Source organism: Streptococcus hyointestinalis (assembly GCF_041225505.1).
In the GTDB taxonomy this organism is placed as follows: Bacteria; Bacillota; Bacilli; order Lactobacillales; family Streptococcaceae; genus Streptococcus; species Streptococcus hyointestinalis_B.
In genome coordinates, this window is record NZ_JBCLSK010000011.1 from 17,121 (window position 1) to 38,377 (window position 21,257).

Genomic DNA, 21,257 nt, shown 5'->3' on the forward strand with positions numbered 1-21,257 from the left:
GATGTTTAGAGTTTCTTCTAAGCGTCTTTTTTGTTACAATAAAAGTCAACTTTTAGAAAGGAGAGCGGCATGCGAAAATCATTTTACACTTGGCTGATGACTGAGAGAAATCCAAAGTCAAACAGTCCCAAGGCGAGATTGGCGGACTTGGTCTTTGAGGAGACGACTTTTCCAAAGCACAGTTCGGACTTTGAGACCATCAGCCGTTATCTGGAAGATGAGGCGATTTTTTCCTTTAACTTGGGCGATTTTGACCAGATTTGGGAGGAGTATCTGGCGCATTAGGAGGTTACATTAGGATGAGTAGGAGTGAGGAGTTTATGACAAGGTGTTAGGCACTTTGGGTGAGTGTTTGCACAAGGATGAGGTTATTTTGGCGAAGTCACCTGTTGGACGCAAGGGCTATTTTTACGTGGCTGTTTTTCGGGATAAGTACTACTATAAAGTGCTGCGCTTTAGCGACCACAAGGCAGCTGTCCCTTATCTGGCTATTCCAACGATTGACTACACGGTATCACGGTCGGTTTTACGAGCTCGCATTGAAAAGGGCTTGAATGAGTCGTGGGCACGCTTTACTTTTGAGTCTTTTTATGCGCTCAAGGTGATTGAAAAATGGGCAGAACATCGTGTGTCTATCTTTTATGAAGAGGCTTATCGGCAAAAGCACTATCAAAAGCAGTCTTTTTATTTGCGTGAGGACTATGCTCTTGAGGGCAAGCGCATTTGTCTGAGTGAAAATGTCTCCAAAGAGTTGCGTCGTCTTTTGGTGACTGGGCTTTTAAATATCAGACGGGATATTGCTAGTCGGGACTTGCCTCTCTATCTGACGACTATCTCGACTGTTTTTAGTCATTATTTTGACCGTGAGTATGGAAAGACATGGACACAAAAAGCTCAGCAAATCAGCTGGCAATTGCCAAACAGCGACTCCTTTGAAGCGAGAAAAAGCCGCCTCAAAGAAGATGTAAAAGTAGCTTATCAGGTTGACATGAGTCAGCTCTATCCTATCTCATCAGAGCCTTACTATCCGACCTACCTCTATCAAGCAGCTGCGCTACCTTTTTGGCGACGCCTTTGGCAAAAGATTTGTCAGATATTTAATAGAAAGAAGCAAGCGATAGAAGAAATAGCGCCATTGGAAAAAATAGAAGCGCAGGCAACAACAGCTCCTCAAGATAAAGAAAAAAGAGAACAAAAGCTATCGCCAGATGATGTGCTACTTGCTGAGAAAAAACGGCTCGAAAAGTATAAGAAAAGCACGCACTCGCTAAAGGATGAAGCCGTTAAAAAACGGCATATGGTCGGTATAGAGACGACCATGTCTGCCCAGTCCCTTGAAAAGCTCCAAGCCCTAAGAGATAGTCTAGCTAAAGAAGATGAAAAGCACTAAGCCGTGGTTTTCAAGCACCAAATGGCTGATAAAATGGTATAATAAAGTGATACAGAGCAAGGGAGACAAAGAATTTGCAAGATTACTCAATTGATATTCAACTGGCTCATCCGGATGATATGATGAGTCTCTTTGGAACGAATGAACGGCATTTAAAAGTTATCGAAAAGGCGCTAGATGTGACTATTCACGCTCGAGTGGAGCGTGTGCAGGTGATTGGTGAGGAGTCAGCTGTTGAAGTGGCGAGACTGGTCATCAATGCCCTCCTTGTCCTTGTTGGGCGTGGCATGCTGGTCAATACCTCTGACGTGGTCACTGCGCTCAATATGGCGCAAAATGGTACTATTGACAAGTTTGTAGCCCTCTACGAGGAAGAAATCATCAAGGACAACTACGGTAAACCCATCCGTGTCAAGACGCTGGGGCAAAAAGTCTATGTCGATAGTGTCAAAAAGCACGACATTGTCTTTGGGATTGGTCCAGCTGGTACTGGTAAGACCTTTCTAGCGGTGACTTTGGCTGTGACGGCGCTCAAGCGTGGTCAAGTCAAGCGTATCATCCTCACACGTCCCGCAGTTGAAGCGGGCGAGAGCCTTGGTTTTTTGCCAGGGGACTTAAAAGAAAAGGTCGACCCTTATCTACGCCCTGTCTATGACGCTCTCTATCAGATTCTCGGCAAAGAGCAGACGACACGGCTCATGGAGCGTGAGATTATCGAGATTGCACCGCTTGCCTATATGCGTGGGCGTACGCTCGATGACGCTTTTGTCATCCTCGATGAAGCGCAAAACACCACCATCATGCAGATGAAGATGTTTCTGACTCGTCTTGGCTTTAACTCCAAGATGATTGTCAATGGTGATACTAGCCAGATTGACCTGCCAAGAAATGTCAAGTCTGGTTTGATTGACGCAACGCAGAAGCTGAAAAATATCGAGCAGATTGACTTTATCTATCTGTCTGCTAAGGACGTGGTGCGCCACCCAGTGGTCGCTGAAATCATCACCGCCTACGAGGAAGATACCGAAAGACCCGATATGCCTAAGGAAAGTCAGACAGAAGACAAAGACACTAGGTCTGGTCTCACCAACTACGAAGTGATTGGTGAGCTGCCAATTTCTGATGAGAGCTGATATTTGCCACAAGCCCCTTTAAAAAGGGGCTTTTTTGGTCTAAGTATGGTATAATGGGAGTGAATAGAACAGTTGGAATGTGAGAAAAAAGATGTATGTAGAAATGATTGATGAGACGGGTCAAGTCTCAGAAGCTATCAAAAAGCAGACGCTAGATTTGCTGCAGTTTGCGGCTGAAAAAACTGGCAAAGAGGACAAGGAAATGGCGGTTACTTTTGTGACCAATGAGCGCAGTCATGAGCTCAATCTGGAGTATCGGGATACCGACCGTCCGACCGATGTCATCAGCCTAGAGTACAAGCCAGACGAGGCTATCACTATCGATGAGGACATGCTGGCGGCTGACCCTAAACTTGCCGATATGATGTCAGAGTTTGACAGCTATATCGGTGAGCTCTTCATCTCGGTGGACAAGGCTCATGAACAAGCCCGTGACTACGGACACTCCTTTGAGAGAGAGATGGGATTTTTAGCGGTGCATGGTTTTTTACACATCAATGGCTATGATCACTACACCTCAGAGGAAGAAGAAGAGATGTTTACGCTGCAAGAAGAGATTTTGAGCGCCTATGGACTTACAAGACAATAACCAAAAAAAGTGGAAAAATCGTGATTTACTAACCAGCATGGAGTTCGCCATGACAGGGGTCGTGACGGCTTTTAAGGAAGAGCGCAACATGCGCAAGCACATGGTGTCGGCTGTCCTTGTGATTATCGCTGGTTTTATCTTTCAGGTATCGGCTATCGAATGGCTCTTTTTACTGCTTAGCATTTTTTTGGTCGTGACTTTTGAAATTATCAACTCGGCTCTTGAAAATGTGGTGGACTTAGCTAGTGGCTATCACTTTTCACTCCTTGCTAAGAACGCCAAGGACATGGCAGCTGGAGCGGTGCTGGTCATTTCAGGCTATGCTGTTTTGACGGGCTTGATTATCTTTGTGCCAAAAGTGCTAAGACTCATCTTTAGATAGAAAGGACAAAAAACAAGGAACGATGTTTAAGTCAGGTTTTGTGGCGATTTTAGGTCGCCCAAATGTAGGAAAATCAACCTTTTTGAACCATGTCATGGGACAAAAAATCGCTATCATGAGCGATAAAGCCCAAACCACTCGTAATAAAATCATGGGGATCTATACGACAGATAGTGAGCAGATTGTCTTTATCGACACACCAGGGATTCACAAGCCAAAGACGGCGCTTGGGGACTTTATGGTGGAGTCTGCCTACAGTACACTGCGTGAGGTGGACACTGTCCTCTTTATGGTGCCAGCGGATGAGGCTCGTGGTAAGGGCGATGACATGATTATGGAGCGCTTGAAGCAGGCAAAAGTGCCTGTGATTCTGGTCATCAATAAAATCGACAAGGTGCACCCAGACCAGCTTTTAGAGAAAATCGAGGACTACAGCGCTCAGATGGACTTTAAGGAAATTGTGCCTATCTCTGCTCTGCAGGGCAATAATATCCCAAGACTCCTTGAGATTTTAAAAGACAACCTAGAGGAAGGTTTCCAGTACTTCCCAGCGGATCAGATCACAGACCACCCAGAGCGCTTTTTGGTGTCTGAGATGATCCGTGAGAAGGTCTTGCTCCTCACTCGTGAGGAAGTGCCTCACTCTGTAGCAGTCGTGGTGGATAGCATGAAGCGGGACGAGGAGACCGACAAGGTGCATATCAGAGCTACTATCATGGTCGAGCGTGACAGCCAAAAGGGTATCATCATCGGTAAAAAAGGCGCTATGCTCAAGAAAATCGGCAGTCTCGCCCGCCGTGACATCGAGCTCATGCTAGGCGATAAAGTCTATCTGGAGACTTGGGTCAAGGTCAAGAAAAACTGGCGTGACAAGAAACTAGACCTGGCAGACTTTGGGTATAACAAAAAAGAATATTAAAAAACATTTAATGGCATTTGCCGTTAGATGTTTTTTTGTTGGGAAGATTTTTTCTGTAGATTTTCAAATATATCTTTATCTGAAAGTTTCGATGATACAGAGTTAGAGTTGCACATCTTTGTTAAGAATAACGAAGACGGTAAAGGTTGCTACCTATCTTCTGCTTACTTCACAAAAGCTGGTACCACAGTTGCTAGAGAAGTTGAAGAAACTGAAGAAGCTACAAATTGTAAAACAGAAATTGTGAAAGTACAACCAGAGTTCAGAAACGTTTACGCTAAAGAAGCTGGTAAAAATCCAAATGCCAACAACAGCAAGTCTTCTCTAGGTATCACAAAGACTGTTACAGGTGACTACGCAGATAAAGATACCTCTTTTGAATTCAACATCACTGTTCAAGAACTTGCTAGTGAAGACGTATTAAAACAAGTTATCAAAGAAGCTAGCGCTGCTGATAATCCATGGTCAAGTATCACTGTAAAAAATGGAAAAATCACAAAACTAACAGCCTACGTGCAAGATATCAAAAACTATGACAAGGTTCCAGGTGTAGAAGATAAAACTGCTAAAGCAGTTACCTTGACTGCTGATGGCAGTGGTCGCTTTACAGGTACTTTCACCCTCAAAGACGGTCAATACCTCACCTTTGTATCACTTCCAGCAGGATTCAAATATGACGTTACAGAAAAAGGAACAGGTGGCTTTACTCCAAGCGCTACTTTGTTCGAGAACGTAGACTTGCGAAACGATAAAACTCTTCTTGGTAGCCAAAACCCAATCCAACAACGTTTGGCTACCATCAAAGCAGGTCAAGGCTTCTCTACAACATCAGCTCCAATCTCTCTTACTGATGATAACGACGCTATTAAGGTGACATCTACTAGTGAGCGTGGATTCGGTGAAAGTCTACGCTCTAAGAAAAACATCCTTATCGGTGAGCACGACAACTCATTTGACGTGACAAATAGAGGTGAAGATCTTCCTGGAACTGGTCTTATCGTGAAAAACTTACCATTTATCGTCATGATTGGTCTTGGTGTGCTTGTCTTTCTTGGTCTTACTAAAAAACGTCGTGCTAACGACTAATGGAGACGGCAAAAGAAAAAAGGAAAATAGGATACATCCGTAGAGGGATAGCAGTTCTAGACAGTGTGATTAGCCATGTGTTACTCTTTGGCGCTAGTCTCGTCTTTCTCCTTGGCTTTTACGCACTATGGGATAGCAATCAAGTCCAGCTAGAGGCGTCCTCTAGCCAGTACCAAAGCTATAAGCCCACGAGCGACACTACTGATGAGCTTGCCACTTTCTCTGGCTTTCAAAAGCTCCAAAAGATCAACCCCGATGTCCTTGGTTGGCTCAACATCTATGGTACAAACATCGACTACCCCTTAGTACAGACGACTGATAACGATACTTACCTCAACAAAAACGCCAAGAAAGAGGATAGCGTAACAGGAGCCCTCTTTCTGGACTATCGCAGCAGTCCGAACTTTGACGACTTTAACACCATCATCCATGGTCACCACATGGAAAACGGTGTCATGTTTGGCGATATTGATAAGTTTATGAAAAAAGCCTACTTCAAAAAACATCGCTACGGTACAATCTACTATAACGGCAAGGAAAAAGGTATCGAGATAGTAGCCATCCTAGAGGCGGACGCCTATGACGAGACTATCTACCAGCCAGCGGTCAAGACGACTGAGGAGCGCCAAGCTTACTATCAGTACCTGCTCTCAAAGGCAAAGCACAAGCGTGATGTAGCAGTCAGCGCTAGCAGTAAGCTGGTCTTACTCAGCACCTGCTTTGTCGATGTGACCAACGGACGGCACCTGCTCGTCGCTAAAATCACCGACAAAGTCACACAGGGAGTAGCGACATCAGCTAGTCCTGAAAAAAGTGGCTTTCTCCTTGTCCTTGCTTGTGTCCTGCTTGTCCTTGCCCTCATGATGATTGGCGTGATTCTCTACCTAAGAGCACGTCTGAAAACGATCCTAACACTCTCACGAAAAAACAATAAGGAGGCTATATGAACAAACGACAACTCATCGCTCTGGTGACCATCTCAGGCATGCTGCTGTCCCCCTGTTCCTATCCCTTAGAGACGCTAGCAAAGGCAGATACGGTCTTGGAGGATACATCTAGCGAGCTAGACAATCTTGAGGAAAAAGATACCAGCCTAGAGGATGAAAAGGCAGAAGAAACAGATACTAAAGATACCATTGACAGCGACACATCTGATAGTGCTACAGATGATAGTAGCGATAAAGATACAGAAGAAACACCAAGTCAGCCTAGCACCCCTAGCCAAGGAGAGGAGACAAAGGAAGACACTGATACATCAAGCTCTACTAGCTCAACCAGCACTCCAGCTGTCGTCCCTATCCCACAGCCTAGTAGCCGACCTAGCTACCAAGCGCCAGCCCTCTATCCTCCTATCAGCTCGAGTACACTTGATGAGGACTACTCAAATGACATCAAGCCCGTCTATGTCAAGGACTGGTCTGGTGAGGACGCTTACAGCCATCACTTGCTTTGCCAGCGCTACGGTATCACAGCAGAGCAGTTAGACGGCTTCCTAGACGCTACAGGTATCGCCTACGACAAGAGTCGTATCAACGGCGAGAAGCTCCTTGAGTGGCAGGAAAAGAGCGGGCTGGATGTCAGAGTCATTGTCGCTATTGCCATCATGGAGAGCTCACTCGGCACGCAAGGTGTCTCTAGTAATAACGGTGCCAACCTCTTTGGCTACGGCGCCTTTGACAATAACCCTGACAACGCCAAAAACTATGACGATGACAAGGCAGTCTGTCAGCTGACAGCAGTGACCATCATCAAGCACCAAAACACCAGCTTTAAGAGCCAAGATATCAAGGCGCAAAAACTAGCAGAAGGAACGCTTGACGTTAGCAGTGAGGGCGGTGTCTACTTCACCGACACATCTGGCAGTGGTAAGCGCCGTGCCGAGATTATGGAGGCGCTCAATGACTGGATTGACACTCACGGTGGCACGCCAGAAGCACCGAGTGAGCTGATAGCGACAAGTGGCTCTGCGACTTTACAGAGCGTGCCTGCTGGCTATGCGTTGAGCAAGAAAATCAACGTCTCAAACTACATCAGCCAGACCTACCCTTGGGGGCAGTGCACTTGGTACAGCTACAACCGTGCTCGTGAGCTTGGTGTCTTTTACGACGCTTATATGGGTAATGGCGGCAGCTGGAAAGATAAGGCAGGCTACGCTACGACCAATACGCCAAAAGTCGGCTATGCCGTGTCCTTTAGCCCAAATCAAGCTGGCGCAGATAGCACTTATGGGCATGTGGCGATTGTCGAGGTAGTCAACGAAGACGGCTCTATCCTCATCTCAGAGTCCAATGTCCTAGGGCTGGGTATCGTGTCTTATCGCACCTTTAGCGCCCAAGACGCTAAAAAGCTGACCTACGTCATCGGCAAAACAGCGCCGTAAGTGTGAGTAAGCTGTTCATTTTTCTTTCATGCACTTTAGTCAAAATTATGATAGAATGTATAGGTCTAGTCGGTTAGAAATAGAGAGTGAGTGTGCTGCTGTACACTCTCTTGTTTTTGACTTTGTGACGATTATCCTAGAAAGTGAGAATGCCTATGCCAGAACTTCCAGAAGTTGAGACCGTCAGACGAGGTTTGGAGCGTCTGATTGTCGGACGAACCATCACAGATGTCGAGATAAAAGTGCCAAAGATGATAAAGCTCGATAGCAAGGTCTTTCGGCAGGAGCTTGTGGGTGAGACCTTTCAAGCTGTCAAGCGCCGTGGCAAATACCTGCTCCTTGAACTTTCCGACAAAATCATCATCTCGCACCTGCGCATGGAGGGCAAGTACCTGCTTTTTCGTGACCAAGTGCCTGAAAACAAGCATTTTCATGTCTTTTTCAGCCTAGATGACGGCTCGACCTTGGTTTATCAAGATGTGAGAAAGTTTGGCACCTTTGAGCTGGTGGCAAAGTCGCAGGTAGACACTTACTTTGAGCGTAAAAAAATCGGACCAGAGCCGACTGTGTCTGACTTTTTGCTTGCCCCTTTTAGGGAAAAGCTGGCAAACTCACGTAAACCCATCAAGCCCTTCCTCCTTGAGCAGACCTTGGTGGCAGGTCTTGGCAACATCTATGTGGATGAGGTCTTGTGGACAAGCGCTATTTACCCAGAGCGTCCAGCAAATAGCTTGACTGATGAGGAAGTGGAGCGCCTGCATGATGAGATTATCCGTATCTTGCAGCTGGCTATCACAAAGGGGGGCTCCACCATTCGCACTTATCGCAATGCTCTTGGTGAGGACGGCACTATGCAGGACTATCTGCAGGTTTACGGCAAGACTGGCGATCCTTGTTCTAGATGTGCCACACCTATCGAGAAAATCAAAGTCGGAGGGAGGGGGACGCACTTTTGCCCGTCCTGTCAAAAGAGATGAGCCATATTATCGGGATAACAGGCGGTATCGCCTCAGGCAAGTCAACAGTTGTCAAGATGATACGTGAGGCAGGCTATCAGGTCATTGACGCTGATAAGCTGGTTCACGACCTGCAAAAAAAAGGTGGCAGGCTCTACCAAGCCTTGCTAGCACACTTTGGTAGCTCCATCCTAGATGAGAGGGGCGAACTTAATCGCTCTAAACTTGCTAGGATAATTTTTGCCAATTCTGAAAATCTAGCGCTTTCGTCACAATTGCAAGACAGTATCATCAGAGAAGAGCTGGCAAAAGCACGTGATAGTTTAGCAAAGCATGAGCAGGTCTTTTTCATGGACATTCCACTTTTGATAGAGGGTGGCTATGTCGAATGGTTTGATAGCATTTGGCTGGTTTATGTGGATGAGACGACACAGCTCGCCAGGCTCAAAAAACGCAACCACTACACCGACGAGGAAGCGCACAAACGCTTAGAGAGTCAGATGTCGCTTGCAAAAAAGAAAGCTTATGCCGATGTCATCATTGACAACAACGGCAGTGAAAAAGCGCTAAAAGAGCAAGTTGATGTCCTTTTAGCACAGTTAGCACTTGATAAGTCGTGCTAAGAAAACTATAATGTAGAAAGAAGATGATGATATGCCAATTGAAACGGTAAATTGGCGACAAAATTTGAAAATCGCCTGGTTGGGGAATTTCTTTACAGGCGCTAGTTTTTCCTTGGTCATGCCCTTTATGATTCTCTATGTGGAGGAGCTAGGGGCACCAAAAGGGATGGTCGAGCTTTATGCGGGGCTTGCGGTCTCCCTGTCTGCGCTGGCTTCGGCGCTAGTAGCCCCCTTGTGGGGTTGGCTGGCTGACTGCTATGGGCGTAAGCCTATGATGGTCAGAGCTGGCTTAGTCATGACCTTAACCATGGGTGGGCTTGCCTTTGTGCCCAATGTCCACTGGCTGTTATTTCTAAGACTGCTCAATGGGATGTTTGCAGGCTATGTGCCAAACTCCACAGCTCTCATTGCCTCGCAGGCGCCAAAACAGCACTCTGGATATGCCCTAGGCACCCTGTCCACTGGTGTGACTGGAGGTATGTTGATTGGACCTTTGATGGGTGGGATTTTAGCCGAGTGGCTGGGTATCCGACATATCTTTTTACTGGTCGGCTTTATCCTCCTAATCTGCAGTTTGATGACAATCTTCTTTATCAAAGAGGACTTTGAGCCGGTCTCACGTGAGGAAGCCATGCCGACAAGAGAGGTCTTTAAGGAGGTCAAGAGCTTACAGATTTTGATTGGGCTTTTTATCACTAGCATGATTATCCAAATCTCAGCCCAGTCGGTCGCACCGATTTTGACCCTCTACATTCGTCACCTAGGGCAGACAGAAAATCTCATGTTTGTCTCTGGTTTTATCGTCTCTGCCATGGGCTTTTCTAGCATGCTCAGCAGTTCACGCTTAGGACGGCTTGGCGACCGTATCGGCAATCACCGCCTGCTGCTCATTGCGCTCTTTTACAGCTTTTGTATGTACTTTCTCTGTGCATTAGCCACAACGCCATTGCAGCTGGGGATTTTACGCTTTCTCTACGGCTTTGGGACAGGAGCGCTCATGCCAAGTATCAATTCGCTCCTGACTAAAATCACGCCAAAAGCAGGGATTTCAAGGATTTTTAGCTACAACCAGATGTTTAGCTATCTAGGGCAGGTGCTGGGTCCTATGGTAGGGTCAAATGTGGCGGCTAGTCTCGGTTATCGCTCAGTCTTTTTTGTGACCTGTGGCATTGTCTTTGTCAACTTTTTGTGGAGTTTTATCAATTTTAGAAAATATCTTAGAGTTAAGGAAATCGTGTGAGAGTTAAAATCAATCTAACCTGCACTTCATGTGGCAGTCGCAATTATCTAACCAGTAAAAACAAACAAAATCATCCTGAAAAAATCCAAGTGCCCAAGTACTGTCCCAAAGAGAGAAAAGTGACCTTACATGTTGAAAGTTAGGACACTTTATGATAAAATGAAATTTGACTAGTGTGGAGGAGATAACATGTATAAATTACTCTTGACCTTGTTACTTATTTTGTCAGCAGTGATTGTCATTGCGGTCTTTATGCAACCTCAAAAAAATCCAAGTAGCAATGTGTTTGATAGTAGTGGTTCAGAAGCTCTTTTTGAACGTACCAAGGCACGTGGATTTGAAGCATTTATGCAGCGTTTGACAGCAATTCTTGTCTTTTTCTGGCTGGCAATTGCTCTAGCGCTTGTAGTTTTATCAAGTAAGTAATAAGTGAGCTTGACCGACGTCTGGCTCCTTTTTTATCTTTCTCCCCAAAATCGAAATAGAATTGAGAACACATGAAAGAACGTATATTAGATTATTTAAAAAAAGAAGGCAAAAGCAGCGTCAATGACTTGGCGGCTGCTCTTGAGATGACAGGTAGTAAAGCCTTTCCAAAGCTGATAAAGGACATCTCGCACCTAGAGAGTCAAGGGCTTATCCGCTTTGACGATAGTGGCAAGCTTTCTTTACGCACCAAAAAGAAAGCCAAAAAAGAAGTGACTGTGACAGGGACTTTTCGTGCTAATAAAGCTGGCTTTGGCTTTTTAGCGGTGGATGATGACGAGGATGACTTGTTTATCGGGCGTGGTGATGTGGGCTACGCTGTAGATGGTGACATCGTTGAGGCGGTTATCAAAAAGCCCGCCAATCGCCTAAAAGGCACCGCAGCAGAGGCTCGTGTGGTCGCTATTGTGGAGCGTAGTCTCAAGATCGTTGTCGGCAAGTTTATCCTTGATGATGAGCGTCCTAAGTATGCTGGCTACATCACCTCTAAAAATCAAAAAATCACACAAAAAATCTACATCAAAAAAGAACCCATTGTCCTTGATGGGACTGAGATTATCAAGGTAGCTATTGACAAATACCCAACCAAGCACCATGATTATTTTGTGGCTAGTGTGCATGATATTATCGGACACAAGGACGATGTGGGAATAGATGTGCTAGAGGTGCTCGAGTCTATGGACATCGTGTCTGAGTTTCCAGAGGAGGTTCTAAAGGAAGCTGACGCAGTGCCAGATCGTCCGTCTGATAAGGATCTTATAGGACGTGTTGACCTGCGAGGTGAGACCACCTTTACTATTGACGGGGCGGACGCTAAGGACCTTGACGACGCAGTGCATATCAAAAAGCTAGATAATGGCAACTTTGAGCTGGGGGTGCATATCGCTGATGTGTCTTACTATGTCAAGGAAGGCTCTGCGCTTGATCGTGAAGCGCTAAGCCGTGGGACATCGGTCTATGTGACAGACCGTGTGGTGCCAATGCTGCCAGAGCGTCTCTCAAACGGTATCTGCTCGCTCAATCCAAACGTGGAGCGCCTAACCCAGTCCTGTCTCATGGAGATAACCCCTAAAGGCAAGGTTGTTTCGCACCAGATTTGTCAGTCGGTCATCAAGACGACATTTCGTATGACCTACAGCGATGTCAATAAAATCATCGCTGGCGACAAGGAGCGGATAGAGACTTATCAGCCAATCGTTGAGAGCATTCACTACATGGTCGCTTTGCACAAGATTTTAGAAGGTATGCGGACTTTCCGTGGGGCGCTTAACTTTGATACGCAGGAAGCGAAGATTATCGTGGATAAGAAAGGTTTTCCTGTGGACATTGTCCTGCGTGAGCGTGGGCTTGCGGAGCGTATGATTGAGTCCTTTATGCTGATAGCTAATGAAACGGTGGCTGAGCACTTTGCAAGACTGAATTTACCTTTTATCTATCGCATCCACGAGGAGCCAAAGGCAGAAAAACTGCAAAAGTTTATGGACTATGCTAGTCTCTTTGGCGTATCTATCAAAGGAACAGCTAATAAAATCAGCCAGTCAGCCCTGCAAGACTTCATGAAAAAGGTGGAGGGCAAGCCAGGCAGTGACGTGCTGTCTATGATGCTCTTGCGCTCCATGCAGCAGGCACGCTACTCTGAGCACAATCATGGGCACTACGGGCTAGCTGCGGAGTTTTACACTCACTTTACCAGCCCGATTCGCCGCTACCCTGACCTTTTGGTGCACCGTATGATTCGTGAGTACACTCTAGGTGATAAGGAAAAGGCAGAAAGTTTTGCGGCTAAAATCCCTGAAATCGCTAGCCAGACCTCAACTTTGGAGCGTCGTGCTATTGATGCGGAGCGTGTCGTTGAAGCCATGAAAAAGGCTGAGTACATGGAAGAGCATGTTGGCGAGGAGTTCGATGCCGTGGTCGCTAGTGTTGTCAAGTTTGGTCTCTTTGTCGAGCTGCCAAATACTATCGAGGGACTCATCCACATCACGACATTGCCAGAATTTTACCATTACAATGAACGCACCATGTCGCTTCACGGTGAAAAGTCTGGTAAGGTGTTCAAGATCGGACAGCAAATCCGAGTGAAGCTCATCCGAGCAGACAAGGAAACAGGCGACATTGACTTTGAGTACTTGCCAAGTGATTTTGATGTGGTGGAGAAAGTGCCTAAGGACAAGAAAGACAAAAAGGATAAGAAAGGCAGAAAACCACGTCATTCTAAGGAAGCGCACGCTTCTAGCCGTAAAAAAGGACAGGGCGACAAAAAGGGCAAGAAAAACAAGAAGCCCTTTTACAAAGACGCCGCACGTAAAAAGCAAAAACGTAAGCGCTAAAGACGCTAGTGGAGGTAGAGATGGCGACAGTAAAAGACAAGGCACTTGCGCAAAATAAAAAAGCAAGACATGACTATACCATTGTGGACACCATTGAGGCGGGGCTGGTTTTGACAGGGACGGAGATTAAAAGCGTCCGTGCTGCAAGAATCACCCTAAAAGACGGCTACGCTCAAATTAAAAATGGCGAAGCTTGGCTGATTAATGTCCACATCACACCCTATGAGAAGGGCAATATCTGGAATCAAGACCCTGATAGGACACGGAAACTGCTCCTCAAAAAACGTGAAATCGCAAAACTAGAAGCGGAGCTAAAAGGGGCAGGCATGACCCTTGTCCCCTTAAAAGTCTACATCAAAAACGGCTTTGCCAAAGTCCTTATCGGATTGGCTAAAGGAAAACACGACTACGACAAACGTGAGTCCATTAAACGCCGTGAGCAAAACCGTGACATTGCTAGACAAATGAAAGATTTTAATGGGCGATAAAACCTTCAAAGAGAGACGATAGTGTCTCTTTTTTTAGAATCGCACTAGTAATCATATTTTCCTTAAAATAAACTTAAACACGTTGACAAATGTCAGAATATTTCTTATAATAAATGTTGAAATCGCATACTTTTGTTTCTTGGGAGTTTAGGAGAAGCAAAAGAGAAATGCGTAGGAAAGAAGGAATATTATGAAGAGAGAACTCAACCGTTTTAGCTTTCGCAAGACAAAGGCTTTTGGGCTTTGTTCAGCAGCTATTGCTGTTTTTATCTTAGCCAATGGGGCTAATAGCGCTTTTGCAGATGATGTGCAGTCTGATAATTCAGATAATTTAACCTTGGTCGATAGCTCCACAGCTGATAGCAGTGACGCCTCTAATACAGCAGAAAGCACGACGGTATCTGTGCCAGAGAGTGCGATTTCCTATGATGAGAATGACGCATACGTGCCAAGTGAGGTAGAAGAAGCGATTGTGCAAGCTGTCACAGAGGTTAAGGCTGCAGGTGGAGAGGTCGAGGTCGTTGAGGACGAGCCTATTAAGCTAGCCTATGACGAATACTATGATACAGAGGAAAAGGTTGCCTCTATCAAAGAGGACACCAAAACTTACCTAGACGCTCTTAGCACTTACCAAAAGGAGCAAGAAAGTTATCAAGAGGAAAAAGCAAACTATGATGAGACTATAGCCCAGCTAAATGCGGACTATCAAGACGCCCTGACCAAGTATCATAACGAACTTGCTAAATATCAAGAAGACCTTGACAGCTACAATGAAGCCAAGTCTGCCTACGAAGCCTACGTCGCTGAGGTCAAAGCAGGTGGTCAAGCTGCGGTTGAGACTGTGCAAAAACTCACCTTTACCACAGAGCCAAATGCTATAGTCACTGTTGCTGGCATTAGCAAATACCTAACAAAAGAAGCGGTTGAGCGCCTTGGACAGTCAGGAATGTGGGCACAATATACTAGTGGCAATGTTTCTGCTAATGATCTCACAACTAGCAGTCCTTATCAAAATGACGAGGATCAGTGGGCTTATATCAAAGAAGGGGATAGCTATACCGTCACCTACACCAATCTGACTAATTCTGCCTACGAAGACAGCGCTATTAAAAAGGTTGTCTACCATTATCACCTTAATTCTAGTACAGCAAGTGATGGGCAGGCGATTGTTCGTATTCACCGCGACCCTACGACAACTGCGACAATGGGTGCTAGTACAGATGATACCAGCAAGTCTCTATCTATGGATGTGACGGTTCAATTTTTTGATGCTGATGATAATGAACTGGCTGTTGGTGATCGTAATAACGCTATTATCTCTATCAATTCGCTCAATCACTGGGAAGGTGCTGCTTATGTGACATCTGAAAAACCAGGTCTTTTGACACTTGAGACAAGAGCTATAGATGGTACAGTAGTCAGAAGCCAGTACAACCCTTATGAGGGCGACCTTGTCCCTAGTGCTGATGGCGGTCGAGCAGTTAGTCGGTCACAGTTAGCAAGCACTCTATCCTTTACAGATGACAATGGCGAGGTCAAGGTTGTTAACATCAGTGAGGATAACCCTCTAGCTATCGTGGTTGACAATCAAGCAAGTAGCGCAAGCAGTGTCTACGCTAGCGGCGCTGCAAATGGCTATACGACCTCAACTGGTCGTCTAACATGCACAATGATGCTACATATAGAGGATGTGCTTGGGGTGTACACCATTGACCCTGCGACAGGTCTCATCACCTATACGCCTGAGGTTAAGTACGATGGCAGTCACCACATTGAGCGTGTGGGCATTGGCAATAACCAGTTCATCAAAATCCCAGGGTCTTCTATTACCCTGCAGGATGGTGAAGCCTATGCTGTCAATGACAATCAGTATATAGCACACGGTGCCACCTTTAACGGTGAGTCTAGTGGACAAGCTAGTGATGGGATTGAGGTTACTGGCTGGGATAGTCAGAGCTCGCCTTACTATTATTACGGTGGTGCAGGTGTTCTTTTAGATGATGCCCACCTAACCTTTAGCGTTGATGGCAATCAAGAAGGAGACACTAGTGTCTTTTGGTTTGCCATAAACTCTGTGGTTAGCCTGCCTAAGCTCCCAGGAAATCCACCACAAGCGCCTGTTGCCCCTGAAAAGCCAGTCTATCCAGATGAGCCCGAAAAACCAAGCAGTCAAAAACCAGAAACATTGACGCTCTACTATGAAGCTATTCTTGATCCAACGATTCATGTCGGTGATGTTCTCGTACACTACGTGGATGAGGACGGAACTGTCCTTAAAGAGCCCGTAGTTGCAGTAGAGGAGGACTTTGTAGGTGCAATCTATGACACCAGTGTCCATCGCTTAGCCACTATCACAGTAGATAAGGACAGTCAGCCAGTGACTTATAACTTTATCAGAGTGCAAACTGGTGACAAGGAAGTTGGCGAGATTGTCGAAGGAACGATGCATGTGACTTATATTTACAAAAAGGTCGTAGAGCCGGTGGACAATCTAACTCCTAAGCCAACGCCAGAACCATCATCTGATCCTACCCCACCATCTCTTAAAGATAAGACAGGTGTGCCAGTTTATCAAGCTCCTATGTCAAGAACGCCTCGCTACCACAAGCCTTATACAGCGGGCGTTAGAGAATTGCCAAAAACAGGGGACAAGGATGACACTGCCAGCTTTACTTTATTTGGTGCGACTTTGCTAGCAGCAACACTAGGCTTAGCACCACTTTCTAAAAAATCTAAACCGTAAGAAAACATCAGGCTTTGCCTGATGTTTTTAACGTTTCTCTTTAACAATATAGACAGGGCGTTTTTTGGTTTCGGTGAAGATTTTAGCGATGTATTTGCCGATGATACCAAGACAGAGTAGCTGAATGCCTCCGATAAAGAGGATGATGGACACGGTACTTGCCCAACCAGAAACGGGGTCGTTCCAGATGAGCTTACGAATAACGATAAATAAAATAGCAAGGCAAGAAAAAACAAAGCTCAATGTCCCAATCCATGTGGCGATACTTAGTGGCATATCAGAGAAATTAACAAAGCCATCAATGGAGTAGCGCAATAGACTAAAGAAGTTCCAGCTGGACTCGCCTGCGACACGCTCACGATTTTCAAACTCGATGTAGGTCACATCAAAGCCAACCCATGAAAAAATGCCTTTTGAAAAACGGTTGACCTCCTCAAGCGAGAGGATACTGTCCACCACTTGGCGAGTCATTAGACGAAAATCACGCGCTCCATCGACCATCTCGGTGTCAGAGACGGTATTGATGAGCCTGTAGAAAAGTTTGGCAAAAAAGGAGCGAATAGGTGGCTCGCCCTTACGGTCCGTGCGACGTGTCCCCACCACGTCATAGCCTTCTTGGATTTTCTGATACATATTTGGTAGCAGCTCTGGTGGGTCTTGGAGGTCAGCGTCCATGACGGTGATAAAGTCACCTGTCGCCGCTTCGAGCCCAGCGAGGAGCCCAGCTTCTTTGCCAAAATTGCGTGAAAAGGAGATGTAGTGGACGTTAGGATAGCGGTCAGCCATCTCACGTAACACCTCTAGGGTCTTGTCTTTTGAGCCGTCATTGACAAAGATATACTCAAAAGAGAGCTGGTTTGCCATGTCTTTTTCGACCTTTTGTGTCGCTTCTAAAAAAGGATGAATGGTCTCTTCTTCGTTATAACAAGGGACAACAATGGATAATACAGGCATGCTCTTTCCTCTCAAGTCTTTTTTTGCTTATTTTAACACGAAAAGCTTAAAAGTGACAACTTAAAGTTTAAAAATTTCAAAGAAGCATAAAATAGTGTATAATGGAAGAGATATTACATTGTTACGGAGATGATTATGTTTCAGTACATATCTAAGCACTATCACCGCTTATCAGAAAAGCAAAAGGGCGGACTTGCTATTTTTGCCATCTGCCTTTTTGCTTTTTTACTCTTGCTGCCTCAGCTGATTAGTGGTGGCTCTATTGCAGGGAGTGACTTTTTATTTCACTATAACCGTTTTTACGAAACAGCAGAGCAGATTAAGACGGGAAACTTCAGCTATTTTATCTCGCTGTATGGCTTTAACGGCTCGGCTCGGATTGTCAATGCTCTATATGGTCCATACTTTGCTTACTTGCAGGGCGCTATTCTACTTTTGAGCAAGACCTGGTACACTTATCAGCTGGTGTCACGCTTTTTGATAGCCAGTCTAGCTGGGCTTTCCATGTACCGTTTGCTACGCTTTATTCCTGTTAAGAGGCGGACGTCCTTAGCCATAGCGCTGCTGTTTATGACGACCTTCTCCATCCAATATTGGACCTTTAGACAAGGTTTCAATAGTTGGGGAGCTGCTTTCATGCCTTGGTGTCTCATTCCAGCCATTGATTTTCTAAAGACTGGTCGTGTCAAAATCATCCGCTTAGCTGTCGCTGTTGCCATCATGACGCAGGTGCATATGCTCAGTACGCTCATGCTGGTTTTGATGTACATTCCTTTTTACCTCTATGGCTTTATCAAAAGTCAGCACAAGCTTGAGGTCTTTCTAAAAGGAACGGCAGCTGCCTTGCTGTGTTTATTACTCACGGCAAATGTCTGGCTAGCGATTCTCCAAGTCGGCTCAGGTAATGAGCTGGTGCAGCCTTTCATCAACTCCAAACTCTACATCATGACGGTCAATCAGCGCAGTATCGAATGGCTGATAACGCCTTACCCTTTGGTTGTGATTGTGCTTTATGTGCTCTATTTCAGCTTTAGACACTGGCGCCACTATGATAAATTGCTAAGAACAGCTACGACAGCCTTTTTCATCTTTTTGGTGCTGTCGACCAGTATCTTTCCTTGGTATCAGGTCAATAAACTAAAGCTCAATCTGGTCAATCTCATCCAGTTTCCGTTTCGCTTTTTCATCCCGACAACCGTGCTCTTGCTCCTTGTCTTAGCCTTGATCATTGAGCGCTATCTAGATGTCAAGTACAGCAAGTGGGTGGCAGCGACCCTGCTTGCGGTTAATATCATTGGCTTTGCACAGATTTCGTATCGCTCAACCTTGAAGCTCTGGGATTATCACAATGCAGCGCCTATTAAAAACGCTACACACCAGTTTGTTTTGGGCAGTGACAGCGACATTAGAAAGAGCTTTCACAGTCAAGACCTTAGCCGTCTCTTGAGTCTTGCCATCAAGTCAACACCAGACTATCTTCCTGCTCAAAAAGGCAATAAGGAAAATAAATACGTCCTTTATGAGTACTATGTCTTATCCAATGACAATCACTTTGAGGAGTCGCAAAAGGGGGATAAGCTGACAGTGACGTGGACAGGTGACAAGGCTGGGCGTGTTTCCCTTCCTATCACCAAGTACAAGGACACCCAACTCATCCTAAACGGGCAAAAACTCACCGAGTTTGACTACACGCAGACGGGAATTGGCACCATCAGTGTCAACCAAAAGGTCGGCAAAAATACACTAGTCGTCAGCTACCGTGTCTCTTGGTTTAAGTATGTCCTTATAGGAAATGTCCTTGCTTGGCTAGCGACCCTAGCCACTTGGCTCTATCTAGGACGCTTCAAACAGAAAAAACAAATCTAACAAAAATCACTCTCCAATAGGAGAGTGATTTTTTAAAATGCCTTTAAGTTAATGACTTCGATTTTATAGCCGTCTGGGTCTTGGATGAAGTAGTACATCTTTGGGCGTCCAGGCAGTCCAGATAGGTCTGTGACAGGATAACCTGCTGCCTTGTGCTTTTGGTGGCTTTCTTCGAGATTGTCAACACCAACGGCGATATGCCCGTAGCCGTCTCCAAGGTCATAAGCTTCGTGGTTGTAGTTGTAGGTGAGCTCTAGCTCATAGCTAGGGTCATCCTCTAGAGCTAGATACACCAAGGTGAATTTATAATCTGGAAAATCACTGCGACGCACTTCCTTAAAGCCAAGCGCTTCTTGGTAAAAAGCAAGTGAAGCGTCCAAATCCTTCACACGGATACAAGTATGTAAAAATTTCATGTTTATCTCCTTTTCTAGTCTACCCATGTCACCACCGCACTGCGGTCTTTTCTGACACGTTTATGTTTAGGTTCGCTAGCACGATAACCAAAGGATACCATGGTAGCGAGTTTTTCCTTGTCTGGGTCAATCAAGCCGTGCTTGACCAAAACGTCATTGACCTCATCGTCGTGAAATCCCTCAATAGGACAAGAGTCAATGCCGATAAAGCTGGCGGCTGTCATCATATTGCCAAGAGCGATATAGGTTTTTTTGGCTGCCCATTCCCATAGTAGGCGCTCATCGTCTGCCATTTTCTTGTGATTTTTTTGGAAATCCTCATATCTCAAGAGACGACTGGCAATCATTTCTTCGCTAAGTTCTTTGCGATAAAGACTGTCCTTGACAGCTTGACTGTCGTAGCGAACGTTTTTTTCGGCAAGGAGTAGCGCAAAGTGGCTAGCGGTGTCTAGCTGAGAGCCAGCTCCCCAAGAAGCAGGTTTTAAATCGTCAGCGATTTTTGCAATGGCTTTGCGGTATAAAACGACAAAGCGCCAAGGCTCAAGTCCGATAGATGATGGACTGAGCCAAGCCATATCAAGGATGTATTCCATATCTTCTCTTGGGATATCCTTGTCGTTATAGACACGAATGGAAACACGGTGGTCAAAGGCTTGTCTGACCTGTGCTTTGATATCTTCTTTAGTCATATCTTGCCTCCATTTTTCTTTCTATCATAGCATGTTCACGGGAAAATTACTAGTTTTGAGCAAAGCGAACCAAGCCATCTAGCCAAGCTTGGTGCCCGTTGAGCATAGTGTTTGGTGTGGATTTAGCGAGTTCTTTTGCGGGAGTGCCGATTTGAGACTCTTGGGTCAGGATACGCACACGGCTTTTATCCAATCGCTCTACCAACCAAGCGTGGTAGACTTCGAGGAATCCATCGCCCTCTTCCTCGTTCCAGCCACGCCAAGCAAGACGCAGACTACCTGCTTCTTGGTCAAGGGCATATTCTTCCACTTGCGCCTCGACGTCAAAGCCAAAGGTTTTAAAGCGAAAGCGTGTGTTGTCGCTTAGTATCGTGCTCTCTTGATTGTACATAAAAATATCTGAGCTGTTGTCGTAGTAAGTCTCCCACTTGGCAGCGTCTAAGAGCCCGTCGAGGACTTTAGTAAAATCAAGATCTTTGACGATAACCTCATTAGAGACGAAGTTATCAGTGTATCCTGGTGTCCATTTTTCTGGAAATTGAATAGCAAGCATGGTTATCATCCTTTCAAACTTAAGATGATAAGAG

At 45.6% G+C, this 21,257-nt stretch carries 22 protein-coding genes; 18 read left to right on the forward strand and 4 right to left on the reverse strand.

All coding sequences use genetic code 11. From position 1 onward, the window contains the following. Nucleotides 1–69: 69 nt before the first annotated feature. From AALA56_RS04145 to AALA56_RS04225, 17 genes are all read left to right on the forward strand, one after another. Nucleotides 70–285 carry a YozE family protein gene (locus AALA56_RS04145; RefSeq protein WP_369908875.1) on the forward strand — a complete coding sequence of 72 codons (216 nt, stop codon included), beginning with the start codon at nt 70–72 and terminating at the stop codon, nt 283–285. A gap of 43 nt (nt 286–328) precedes the next feature. Then, on the forward strand, nt 329–1,390 hold the full coding sequence (locus tag AALA56_RS04150; RefSeq protein ID WP_369908876.1) for a hypothetical protein: 1,062 nt from the start codon (nt 329–331) through the stop codon (nt 1,388–1,390). Between the two features lie 119 nt (nt 1,391–1,509). Next, nucleotides 1,510–2,523, forward strand: a complete 1,014-nt coding sequence (locus AALA56_RS04155) for a PhoH family protein (protein WP_369908901.1) — start codon at nt 1,510–1,512, stop codon at nt 2,521–2,523. A gap of 91 nt (nt 2,524–2,614) precedes the next feature. Continuing rightward, entirely contained in the window at nt 2,615–3,112 is a 498-nt protein-coding gene (gene ybeY, locus AALA56_RS04160) for an rRNA maturation RNase YbeY (protein ID WP_369908902.1), read from the forward strand. Continuing rightward, complete coding sequence (locus AALA56_RS04165; RefSeq protein ID WP_164683575.1) at nt 3,093–3,494, forward strand: diacylglycerol kinase family protein; 402 nt, start codon at nt 3,093–3,095, stop codon at nt 3,492–3,494. The genes ybeY and AALA56_RS04165 overlap by 20 nt, the downstream gene beginning before the upstream one ends. Before the next feature lie 22 nt (nt 3,495–3,516). Further along, nucleotides 3,517–4,413 carry a GTPase Era gene (era, locus tag AALA56_RS04170; protein WP_369908877.1) on the forward strand — a complete coding sequence of 299 codons (897 nt, stop codon included), beginning with the start codon at nt 3,517–3,519 and terminating at the stop codon, nt 4,411–4,413. Nucleotides 4,414–4,521: 108 nt separating this feature from the next. After that, nucleotides 4,522–5,499 (forward strand): DUF7601 domain-containing protein, encoded by a 978-nt coding sequence (locus tag AALA56_RS04175; protein WP_369908878.1) that lies wholly within the window; start codon nt 4,522–4,524, stop codon nt 5,497–5,499. Continuing rightward, on the forward strand, nt 5,499–6,446 hold the full coding sequence (gene srtB, locus AALA56_RS04180) for a class B sortase (protein ID WP_369908879.1): 948 nt from the start codon (nt 5,499–5,501) through the stop codon (nt 6,444–6,446). Before AALA56_RS04175 ends, srtB begins: the two co-directional genes overlap by 1 nt. After that, entirely contained in the window at nt 6,443–7,879 is a 1,437-nt protein-coding gene (locus AALA56_RS04185; RefSeq protein ID WP_369908880.1) for a CHAP domain-containing protein, read from the forward strand. The genes srtB and AALA56_RS04185 overlap by 4 nt, the downstream gene beginning before the upstream one ends. Nucleotides 7,880–8,034: 155 nt before the next feature. Continuing rightward, the gene (mutM, locus tag AALA56_RS04190) at nt 8,035–8,856 is read left to right on the forward strand and encodes a DNA-formamidopyrimidine glycosylase (protein ID WP_369908881.1); all 822 of its coding nucleotides are present in this window, start codon (nt 8,035–8,037) and stop codon (nt 8,854–8,856) included. Continuing rightward, nucleotides 8,841–9,458 carry a dephospho-CoA kinase gene (gene coaE / locus AALA56_RS04195; RefSeq protein WP_369908903.1) on the forward strand — a complete coding sequence of 206 codons (618 nt, stop codon included), beginning with the start codon at nt 8,841–8,843 and terminating at the stop codon, nt 9,456–9,458. Before mutM ends, coaE begins: the two co-directional genes overlap by 16 nt. Nucleotides 9,459–9,528: 70 nt before the next feature. Then, nucleotides 9,529–10,698: a multidrug efflux MFS transporter gene (locus AALA56_RS04200; protein ID WP_369908904.1), complete on the forward strand. Its 1,170-nt coding sequence runs from the start codon at nt 9,529–9,531 to the stop codon at nt 10,696–10,698. After that, nucleotides 10,695–10,841 carry a 50S ribosomal protein L33 gene (gene rpmG, locus AALA56_RS04205; RefSeq protein ID WP_115268681.1) on the forward strand — a complete coding sequence of 49 codons (147 nt, stop codon included), beginning with the start codon at nt 10,695–10,697 and terminating at the stop codon, nt 10,839–10,841. Before AALA56_RS04200 ends, rpmG begins: the two co-directional genes overlap by 4 nt. A gap of 46 nt (nt 10,842–10,887) precedes the next feature. Next, the gene (gene secG, locus AALA56_RS04210) at nt 10,888–11,124 is read left to right on the forward strand and encodes a preprotein translocase subunit SecG (RefSeq protein WP_164683565.1); all 237 of its coding nucleotides are present in this window, start codon (nt 10,888–10,890) and stop codon (nt 11,122–11,124) included. 71 nt (nt 11,125–11,195) lie between these two features. Beyond that, on the forward strand, nt 11,196–13,514 hold the full coding sequence (gene rnr, locus AALA56_RS04215) for a ribonuclease R (RefSeq protein ID WP_369908882.1): 2,319 nt from the start codon (nt 11,196–11,198) through the stop codon (nt 13,512–13,514). A 20-nt stretch (nt 13,515–13,534) separates the two neighbouring features. Further along, nucleotides 13,535–14,002, forward strand: a complete 468-nt coding sequence (gene smpB / locus AALA56_RS04220) for an SsrA-binding protein SmpB (protein WP_369908883.1) — start codon at nt 13,535–13,537, stop codon at nt 14,000–14,002. Between the two features lie 190 nt (nt 14,003–14,192). Continuing rightward, complete coding sequence (locus tag AALA56_RS04225) at nt 14,193–16,745, forward strand: GbpC/Spa domain-containing protein (protein ID WP_369908884.1); 2,553 nt, start codon at nt 14,193–14,195, stop codon at nt 16,743–16,745. Between the two features lie 27 nt (nt 16,746–16,772). Here AALA56_RS04225 and AALA56_RS04230 read toward each other — a convergent pair whose 3' ends face one another. Further along, nucleotides 16,773–17,699: a glycosyltransferase family 2 protein gene (locus tag AALA56_RS04230; RefSeq protein ID WP_369908885.1), complete on the reverse strand. Its 927-nt coding sequence runs from the start codon at nt 17,697–17,699 to the stop codon at nt 16,773–16,775. A 135-nt stretch (nt 17,700–17,834) separates the two neighbouring features. Between AALA56_RS04230 and AALA56_RS04235 the strand changes: the two genes are divergently transcribed. Then, on the forward strand, nt 17,835–19,565 hold the full coding sequence (locus tag AALA56_RS04235) for a hypothetical protein (RefSeq protein ID WP_369908886.1): 1,731 nt from the start codon (nt 17,835–17,837) through the stop codon (nt 19,563–19,565). A 32-nt stretch (nt 19,566–19,597) separates the two neighbouring features. On the opposite strand, the gene gloA is transcribed toward AALA56_RS04235, so the two are convergent. Genes gloA through AALA56_RS04250 form a run of 3 tightly spaced genes read right to left on the reverse strand, consistent with a single transcriptional unit; the run spans nt 19,598 to nt 21,223 of the window. Beyond that, the gene (gloA, locus tag AALA56_RS04240; RefSeq protein ID WP_369908887.1) at nt 19,598–19,981 is read right to left on the reverse strand and encodes a lactoylglutathione lyase; all 384 of its coding nucleotides are present in this window, start codon (nt 19,979–19,981) and stop codon (nt 19,598–19,600) included. Between the two features lie 14 nt (nt 19,982–19,995). After that, on the reverse strand, nt 19,996–20,670 hold the full coding sequence (locus tag AALA56_RS04245) for an NAD(P)H-dependent oxidoreductase (RefSeq protein ID WP_369908888.1): 675 nt from the start codon (nt 20,668–20,670) through the stop codon (nt 19,996–19,998). Nucleotides 20,671–20,719: 49 nt separating this feature from the next. After that, nucleotides 20,720–21,223, reverse strand: a complete 504-nt coding sequence (locus tag AALA56_RS04250; RefSeq protein WP_369908889.1) for an SRPBCC domain-containing protein — start codon at nt 21,221–21,223, stop codon at nt 20,720–20,722. Nucleotides 21,224–21,257 lie beyond the last annotated feature (34 nt).